General features: G+C 37.7%; 12 protein-coding genes and 1 pseudogene. 1 reads left to right on the top strand and 12 read right to left on the bottom strand.

Features of this window, described 5'->3' with window-relative positions; translation table 11 throughout:
- Window positions 1-660: 660 nt before the first annotated feature.
- The 12 genes and pseudogenes from B6A27_RS02000 to B6A27_RS19335 form a co-directional block, all read right to left on the bottom strand.
- On the bottom strand, window positions 661-1,173 hold the full coding sequence (locus B6A27_RS02000) for a hypothetical protein (protein ID WP_080859888.1): 513 nt from the start codon (window positions 1,171-1,173) through the stop codon (window positions 661-663).
- A 23-nt stretch (window positions 1,174-1,196) separates the two neighbouring features.
- Window positions 1,197-1,910, bottom strand: a complete 714-nt coding sequence (locus B6A27_RS02005; RefSeq protein ID WP_080859890.1) for an RHS repeat-associated core domain-containing protein — start codon at window positions 1,908-1,910, stop codon at window positions 1,197-1,199.
- 105 nt (window positions 1,911-2,015) lie between these two features.
- Entirely contained in the window at window positions 2,016-2,405 is a 390-nt protein-coding gene (locus B6A27_RS02010) for a hypothetical protein (RefSeq protein ID WP_080859892.1), read from the bottom strand.
- Window positions 2,406-2,421: 16 nt separating this feature from the next.
- A complete protein-coding gene (locus B6A27_RS18775; protein WP_236631764.1) occupies window positions 2,422-2,862 on the bottom strand; it encodes a hypothetical protein in 441 nt (146 codons plus the stop codon).
- Window positions 2,862-3,179, bottom strand: a pseudogene (locus B6A27_RS02020) (RHS repeat-associated core domain-containing protein); the annotation flags it as partial. The gene B6A27_RS18775 and the pseudogene B6A27_RS02020, both read right to left, overlap by 1 nt.
- 39 nt (window positions 3,180-3,218) lie before the next feature.
- Complete coding sequence (locus B6A27_RS02025) at window positions 3,219-3,467, bottom strand: hypothetical protein (protein ID WP_080859895.1); 249 nt, start codon at window positions 3,465-3,467, stop codon at window positions 3,219-3,221.
- A gap of 213 nt (window positions 3,468-3,680) precedes the next feature.
- Entirely contained in the window at window positions 3,681-4,301 is a 621-nt protein-coding gene (locus tag B6A27_RS02030; protein WP_080859897.1) for a hypothetical protein, read from the bottom strand.
- Between the two features lie 10 nt (window positions 4,302-4,311).
- On the bottom strand, window positions 4,312-4,728 hold the full coding sequence (locus tag B6A27_RS02035; protein WP_236631765.1) for a hypothetical protein: 417 nt from the start codon (window positions 4,726-4,728) through the stop codon (window positions 4,312-4,314).
- Between the two features lie 5 nt (window positions 4,729-4,733).
- Window positions 4,734-4,946 carry an RHS repeat-associated core domain-containing protein gene (locus tag B6A27_RS18970; RefSeq protein WP_236546405.1) on the bottom strand — a complete coding sequence of 71 codons (213 nt, stop codon included), beginning with the start codon at window positions 4,944-4,946 and terminating at the stop codon, window positions 4,734-4,736.
- A 674-nt stretch (window positions 4,947-5,620) separates the two neighbouring features.
- On the bottom strand, window positions 5,621-6,358 hold the full coding sequence (locus B6A27_RS02045; RefSeq protein ID WP_080859900.1) for an RHS repeat-associated core domain-containing protein: 738 nt from the start codon (window positions 6,356-6,358) through the stop codon (window positions 5,621-5,623).
- A gap of 169 nt (window positions 6,359-6,527) precedes the next feature.
- Window positions 6,528-6,779, bottom strand: a complete 252-nt coding sequence (locus B6A27_RS02050) for a hypothetical protein (RefSeq protein WP_080859902.1) — start codon at window positions 6,777-6,779, stop codon at window positions 6,528-6,530.
- A gap of 12 nt (window positions 6,780-6,791) precedes the next feature.
- A complete protein-coding gene (locus tag B6A27_RS19335; protein WP_369824129.1) occupies window positions 6,792-7,616 on the bottom strand; it encodes an RHS repeat domain-containing protein in 825 nt (274 codons plus the stop codon).
- Window positions 7,617-8,014: 398 nt separating this feature from the next.
- Between B6A27_RS19335 and B6A27_RS02060 the strand changes: the two genes are divergently transcribed.
- On the top strand, window positions 8,015-8,305 hold the full coding sequence (locus B6A27_RS02060) for a transposase (RefSeq protein ID WP_161491016.1): 291 nt from the start codon (window positions 8,015-8,017) through the stop codon (window positions 8,303-8,305).
- Window positions 8,306-8,394 lie beyond the last annotated feature (89 nt).

The raw sequence follows: 8,394 nt of genomic DNA on the forward strand, positions 1-8,394 counted from the left end.
TATAAAGAAAATAAATGCAGCAAAAAAGTTTTTAAGAATTTTCTTATAAGAAAATTGACCATCTCTTAAAATTGTCTACAAACTAAAAATCAAGCTATAAATAACAAATATCTCCACACCCCCCTTGATGTTTAGAAGTTAAATCCGCATAAATTATAATTAATTTGGTAGTAATCGCAATTTGAAAAGGAGCTTCCGAAATAATCTATCTGCTAATTTATATTACTTGGATTCAGCATTTGACACGGAACCTTCTGCTAAAGTGCCTGTTGTAACTAACTCAGCAAAGCTAATGGTGATCACGGCTGCTTCTCCACGTCAGTTCACTAAATGTTTTTTCTATAAACAGGCGTAAGGGAGTTTGTGGAATTCCCCTCACGTTGGCTGAAATCCGTTTGAAATTGCAAGAAAATCGTTATTTTGCTCCGAATAATGTGCTAAATTTATACTTTATCTTTAGGTAATTCACTAAGTAAAGTTCCATATTCATTGGAAATTTTAAAACCGATTCTTTTCCTCATAACATCACGCCGCCAAAGATTATTGTAAAGCGGAACCGATTGGATGTTTAAATTTCATTAATTTAAATATGCCCCCTGTAGACTTCAGGGAGCATATTGCACCTTAAGTTATATTTATAGATATCCTTCCTCTTGCGTTCTATTCAATCCGATTCTTTTGCATGAGAACCCATTCATCAAAACACTCATCTAATACGTTCGCAATGTTATCATTTGATGAGACTTGTATCTTAAATAAGAAAATTCCTTCGTCTTGTAAAGTTCCTATAACGGAGTCTAAAGAATTTAACCATATCCCTTGATCATAGTAGAATTCCCAAATTCCTTCTTCTACATGGTAAGCTGTCGCAGCATGAATTTCTTCATTAGTATTTTCATCATACCGAACGATGTGATAATGCTGATAGTCGATATAAGAAAGTTCTAAAAGATCCAAGTGAAAATAAGTTAGCACTTCCTCCTCTAGCTGTCTAAAAACTTCCTTACTTATCGAAACTTTTAGAGAATATCCTGCACAGTTCCCTGTCAAAAAATCATATACAGCTTCTTCTTTGCAACCTCCTCTATTATTCATAAAATCCTTTATATAATCGCGAATTCTGAGGTGATCTTTAATCTCTTTTGATAGGTAAATATAGTAATTAAACTTCACTTTTTCGCCTCCTTTACTCAAAATCACCAAGGAAACTTAGGAAGGTTTTTTCCAAAGTTTACATGTGTTATATCATAATGTTTGCTCATGTCAGGAAATACATGGAAATGTATATACCCAATATATTCCTTAGATCGTTTAAGTACCTTCATATCAATTCTTAATAGCTGCTTCTTTCCATAGCTAATCGTAAACAATGTATGATTATCCTTATTTTCTTTACTTCGCTTAGGGCCGGATACCTTCAATTTTTTTCCGTACTTCTTATATGCCTGTAAAATATAAGGGGTTACTTTTTTAACAATTTGTACTACAACAGCTCGTCCAAACCATATAAGCGTATCCTCAATTGCTGCTATAATGAGTGCAACAGCTAGTGGATTGTTTCCATCTGGATCAACATACATCACAGGATTATCATTCGTATACGTGTATCCATTTTGTGTTAATGGATTATCTTTATCTCCAGGATACGCATCCCTCGAAATAAACCTCGCCGTCTCCGGATCATAATACCGCACTTGCAAGTAGTACAGCTTCGTTTCCCTATCATAATAATATCCTGCATATCCTATCGGCTGTCCAGCCACGGCCGCATTTTCCGAAACTGACAACACTTTGCCCCACGGGTCATAGCTGTAATTCGCGACCGTCGCGCCGTTTTCGTCGACAATGCGGATAACATCGCCGCGATAGTTGGTGACATAATAGAACGGATCGTCGTTTTGGTCCGTCACCGTATTGGGTTTCCTGTTCGTCCATACCGTTTAGTCGTTATCGCCATCATATCTTCAAAAACAAATATGGTGGTTATCATCGCCATAACCACCAAAAAATTCAATCTAATTATACATTTCTTCTTTTATCTTTAGAAATAATTCTATTTCTTCTGGCTCTTGCTCACTTAATCCATCAAAATGCTTCTCAGAATGCACTAATTCATAATAGCCCCATATAGCAGTTAGGCTTTCACTTTGTCCAAAATGCTTAAAATACCATTTCTCAGGAAGTGAATTTGATATAACAGAAAACAATTCTGCTGGATACCAATTTGGCATTTTAAAGTCATCATAAATAAGGTAGTATATTCCCTCTTCATAAAGAATTATGCCGTAAACTCTATAAGTTGTACCCAAAGAAATACCATCATAAGAAGTTAATGTCTCGTTTCCTTCTCTTACAATTTTGGGACTAAACATATAACCAGTATTTTTCTCACACCGTAGTTCCATCTTTAACACATCCCGATTATTTAAACTTAAAATCATCAAACTTTCCAGTTTTAGTATTGTAATTAAAATGAATATTAATGTTACCTTTTGAGGTCTTTACAACCCTTTGCATTTTTACCCATCCTTCTGAACCCAGCCATCTGGGGTCATTCATGTTTTTTGTCGGGACTCTAGTAGCACCTTTTAAAGGATTGGATAATACTTCCTTCATGGCCAACTGTTCTTCAAGGCTGTTAGGGGTTGTTCTTCCTGTTGAACCTCTACCTAATGATTTCTTTTTTAGTAGACTATTGAGGTTTCCAGTACCCTTACGTAAAACCTTCTTTGCTACTTTCCCTACCGCTTTTTTAACTAAGCTCTTTGCTACTGCCCCGCTGACTATAACATATGTGAGAGCACCTGCAACAGTCCGATACAATGTGGTTAATCCACGATTCCCATCCGGATCCACCAGCATCACCGGATTATCATTCGCATACGTATACGCATTGCATTTTGAGTGATCGGATCGTCTTTGTCTCCCGGATCTGGATCTCTTGAGATAAACCTCGCCGTCTCCGGATCATAATACCGCACTTGCAAGTAGTACAGCTTCGTTTCCCTATCATAATAATATCCTGCATATCCTAGCGGTTGTCCAGCCACGGCCGCATTTTCCGAAACCGAAAGCACTTTGCCCCACGGGTCATAGCTGTAATTCGCAACCGTCGCGCCGTTTTCATCGACCATCCGCACGACATCGCCGCGGTAGTTCGTCACATAGTAGAACGTGTTACCGTTTTGGTTTGTGACCGTGTTTGGCTTGCCATTCGCTCATGTAAACGCCCATACGGTTTGGCCGTTGTCGTTCGTAATGCGGATTAAGTCCGAGCCGTCATAGTGATAATGGTACGTCACACCATTCACCGTTTTCGTTTCTCTCAGTCCATCTGGGCGATACGTGAAGCTGGCGACCTCGTTGCCGTTTACGTCTTTGACTGAAAGCAGGCGTCCTTCTCCGTCCCATGTGTATTGGTAGCAGTCGTCCTTAAGGAGGTTCCCGGCGTCATCATACGTAAACACTTTGATTTTTTCAACATGTGCCTGGCCCCCTAATCTAAGTTATACTTGAGATAGTTAAGTTCTAAGGCTCAACTAGCATCATGAGTTTAAATAAAAGATAACATTAGATAGAAATACTCCCCATATAGTCATTGTAAAAAGAAACCTTGAAAGGCATATAGCCAATCAAGGTTCGCATTGTTTTATGTTTGTGTTCAGAATAGACATCTACATTTACTTAACACCGTTAGAATAATTTAAGAAGAAAGTATCAGCAATTTCTTGTGGAAGTTGTTGATTTACAAAATTGAGCCCTACCCACGATAAAACTGTTTCATCAATAGAGCGCCAATTTTTTAAAATCGGCAATAAATCTGCACTATTGTTTACATCTTGAAGCCCTAAAACACAAACCCCATAACTTCTTTCTCCCCATATTGCCCATTTCATTGAAGGAGGTAGCCAAATAACGGTATAAGAATTGTACAGCACTGCATCCGCTGGACTTTCCTCCGGTCCTAATTCAAGAACGTCTAAATATTCATCAGGTGATAAATTAACAGGGAGTTTCATCCAATTATAATAATTAAACTCTTTATAAAAATATTCTACTGGACTAGGATCTAACACTGCAGTAAGGACATAATTATCTTTTGTTTGTCTAGATAATTGCTGGATTGTTCTCCAAAAATCTTTGTCCATTGTCCAGTCAAACTCTTCAAACAAAAAATTATTGAATTGTTCTCGGAATACCTGTTTAGGCAATCTATTTTCTATATAAAACGTATTACTAGCCATTCCTATTAATTTATTAAACTCTTTTTTTTCCCTAACAAATAAAGTTTCTAAATTCATTGGCCCCCCCCTATTTTAACCTAATTTTTAAAGTCATTCTTTTGCTCCCTTTTGGATAAAAGTCAGCGGTTGAACCACCTGTGGATTTAGCACCGTCACGAAGAACATATTTTGCACCATCTTTTGTCAGTATTATTGTTTTTCCATCTTTAGATATTGATTTTCTCCATCCATCTCTAAGTAGTTTTTTTTCGAACTGTGCTTTAGATACATCAGTCTCTCTGTTAGCATAACGACTACCAGATTTAGTCACATCTACATATTTAGAAGCTTTGCCTTTCCCCTTACGTAAAACCTTCTTTGCTACTTTCCCTACCGCTTTTTTAACTAAACTCTTTGCTACTGCCCCGCTGACTATAACATATGTGAGAGCACCTGCAACAGTCCGATACAATGTGGTTAATCCACGATTCCCATCCGGATCCACCAGCATCACCGGATTATCATTCGCATACGTATACGCATTGCATTTTGAGTGATCGGATCGTCTTTGTCTCCCGGATCTCGATCTCTCGAAAGAAACCTCGCCGTCTCCGGATCGTAATACCGCGCTTGCAAGTAGTACAGCTTCGTTTCCCTATCATAATAATATCCTGCATACCCTAGCAGCTGTCCAGCAACAGCTGTGTCTTCGGAAACAGACAAAGCTTTACCCTAGGGATCATAGGGATAATTGCGACAGTCAGGCCATCTTCATCAAAAATTCGAACTACATCACCACAGTAGCTCGCAAATGCATAGAGTTAGTTATCGAATTTTTATCTCTTCTAACTGTTCATACATAGGATTTTTATTAACATCCATTTTACGGTAAACATTATATTTATTGGGACACCTTAACAAAAATATATTTTCATACACGGCATTATCCATAGCCACTGATAATCAAATAGTTTCTTCGTTTCCTGTATAAAAAAGCCCTCCCTTTCATTCGGTTATCTCGATGTATAAAAATAAAAAACTTTTCGAGCACCAAATTATTGGGAAGGCTAATAAGGTTATTCCAATGTAATGTACCCCATTACTAAAGCGGATAATAGGCAAGCAACAATAAATACAATATTTTTTTGTATATTAGAAACTGTATAATTTTTTTTCCTATAAAATCTATGATACGGAGTATTAATAAGAATATTATAATCTTAAAAAATAATGTGATTTTTCCTATAACACTAATATCATAAAATTTTTGGGAAGTTAGAGCCATGTTGTAAAATAACCAAAAGAAAATACATAAAACTACGAAGTAACATATGAGCAATTTAACGAGTCTTCTCATAATGATAATAACCCTCAACCTCAAAATGATCCAATATTGATTATTTACGATATTTATTGTAACCTACAATAGTATAACCAGTAAATAACGCAAGATCGGTCCACCAAAAACTAAGTGTAGTGATTCTCCGTAAAACAACTTTTGTCCCTATTTTTCTTGCTTGCTTCTTCACTATGTTAAGAATTTGATTTTTATACCCTCTTCCAATTAGTATTTTATTAAGGGCCTCTCTAAACACAGTATTTATAGCTTTTCCTGCTTTATACCCTTTTGCTATCTCTGTTGCAATTTTATAAATTTTATCAGCAATTGCTACACTCCCAGCCACAATTTTATCCGCAGTCGCCCAATCAAAATATGAAGCAAGCCAACCTTTTAAGCCGTACTTTAATGCATATTTTATTCTATCAATAGAAATAGCAAACTTCCCATCCGGATCCACCAGCATCACCGGATTGTCATTCGCATACGTATACGCATTTTGAGTGATCGGATCGTCTTTGTCTCCCGGATCTGGATCTCTCGAAAGAAACCTCGCCGTCTCCGGATCATAATACCGCGCTTGCAAGTAGTACAGCTTCGTTTCCCTATCATAATAGTATCCTGCATACCCTAACGGCTGTCCAGTCACTGTGGCATTTTCCGAAACCGAAAGCACTTTGCCCCACGGGTCATAGCTGTAATTCGCAACCGTCGCTCCATTTTCATCGACCATCCGCACGACATCGCCGCGATAGTTCGCGATATAATAGAACGGAGCGCCGTTTTGGTTCGTCACCGTATTTGGGCTCCCATTCGCCCATGTGAACGCCCATACGGTTTGGCCGTTGTCATCTGTGATGCGGATAAAATCAGAACCGTTATAGCTATATTCCCCCAACCTAGCCCAAATAAATAAAAAAACTCAAGAATTAATCAAAATTCTTGAGTCAAATCTGTTTAGATTATTATTTCAGGCTGTTATTAGCTATTTTCTCTCCTAATGTAGGGGTTATTTGACCAATTTCACCTAACCTATAATCAAAAGATTTTAATTGAGACTCAATTAATTCTAACACGTCATAATATGCAAAGTTTGTACCCAACCTGTAGTTTTTTTCCTCCAAACTCTCTTCTTCTACTTCTGTCAGTGTTTGGTTATATTTTTCCTGTATTTCTTTAATTAAATCAATTAAAAAATATTTCATCTCATTTTGCATCCTATCATCTCCCTACTTTGATTTTAAAATGCCTTCAAGAATTTGTTTTTGTTCCATTTGTCTTTTTATATCAGAAGGCCATTTTTTATGAATTAATGCTTGTTGCTGCCTAGGATCTAGATTTCTAAAGTTAGGAATATATTTCTCTGGATTTTTTATTTTATCTTTATGTTCCTCAATCTGTTTATTTATTGAATTTATTGCCCTTCTGATTTGTTCTGGGGACTTATTAATATACTGTTTATAAAATCCAAAATGTTTCCCACCACTTTTAGCAATAGCATAGGCATTATTAGTACCCTTACGTAAAACCTTCTTTGCTACTTTCCCTACCGCTTTTTTAACTAAACTCTTTGCTACTGCCCCGCTGACCATAACATATGTGAGAGCACCTGCAACAGTCCGATACAATGTGGTTAATCCACGATTCCCATCCGGATCCACCAGCATCACCGGATTGTCATCCGCATACGTATACGCATTTTGAGTGATCGGATCGTCTTTGTCTCCTGGATCTGGATCTCTTGAGATAAACCTCGCCGTCTCCGGATCATAATAGCGGGCTTGCAGGTAGTACAGCTTCGTTTCCCTATCATAATAATATCCTGCATATCCTAGCGGTTGTCCAGCCACGGCCGCATTTTCCGAAACCGAAAGCACTTTGCCCCACGGGTCATAGCTGTAATTCGCGACCGTCGCGCCGTTTTCATCGACCATCCGCACGACATCGCCGCGGTAGTTCGTGACGTAGTAGAATGTATCGTCATTCGCATTCGTCACCGTATTTGGCTTGCCATTCGCCCATGTGAACGCCCATACGGTTTGGCGGTTGTTCAATTTTTCGTACGATTAGTTCTCTTTGGTTTGATTGATAACAGTGTCAACTTGACAATTGGCAACCGCTGCATCATACCAAGATGCTTTTTCTTTCAAGTTCCTAAAAGCCTTTCTAACAGGAATGCTCTTTGTATCGAACTAGATTTTCTGCAATGTAAAATCATCCCTCTAACTATTGATAAATAACTATAGAACATCTTTTTCGATACGAATTAATATTTAAATGTTATCATCTTTTTTGATTCAAATTGAATAAAAATTAGTTGATTCAATTTGTTGAAATTAAATGTTATTCCCTCCATTCTGTCCTTTGGTAATTGATGTTAGTCTAAAAAGTGGACATGGAGAACAGGGAGATTATAATAAACTTAATTCCAATAGGTTCGAGGTGTCCAATCATGAAAAAGAGAACATTTGACAAAGAGTACAAGATTCAAGCGGTTGAGTTATGCTTGGAGGGGGACAAGTCCATCGCCCAAGTGGCAAAAGAGTTAGGTTTGGCTTACAACACTCTTCACCGTTGGGTGAAAGAATACAAAGAAAGCAACGGAAAGAGTTTTGTGGGTTCAGGCAACATCAAGCCACAAAATCAAGAAATCATTGAGTTACGCCGTCGTAATCAAGAGTTGGAGGAGGAATTAGCGATCCTAAAAAAGGCGTTAGGCATCTTCACCAGAAACCAGAAGTAATTTACGCATTCATTTTTCAACACCGAAACGAATTTCGCGTGGTGAAGATGTGTCAAGTGCTCGGTGTTTCAAGAAGTGGGTATTACGAC

Origin of the sequence: Anoxybacillus sp. UARK-01 (genome assembly GCF_002075365.1) — a bacterium.
GTDB lineage: Bacteria > Bacillota > Bacilli > Bacillales > Anoxybacillaceae > Anoxybacteroides > Anoxybacteroides rupiense.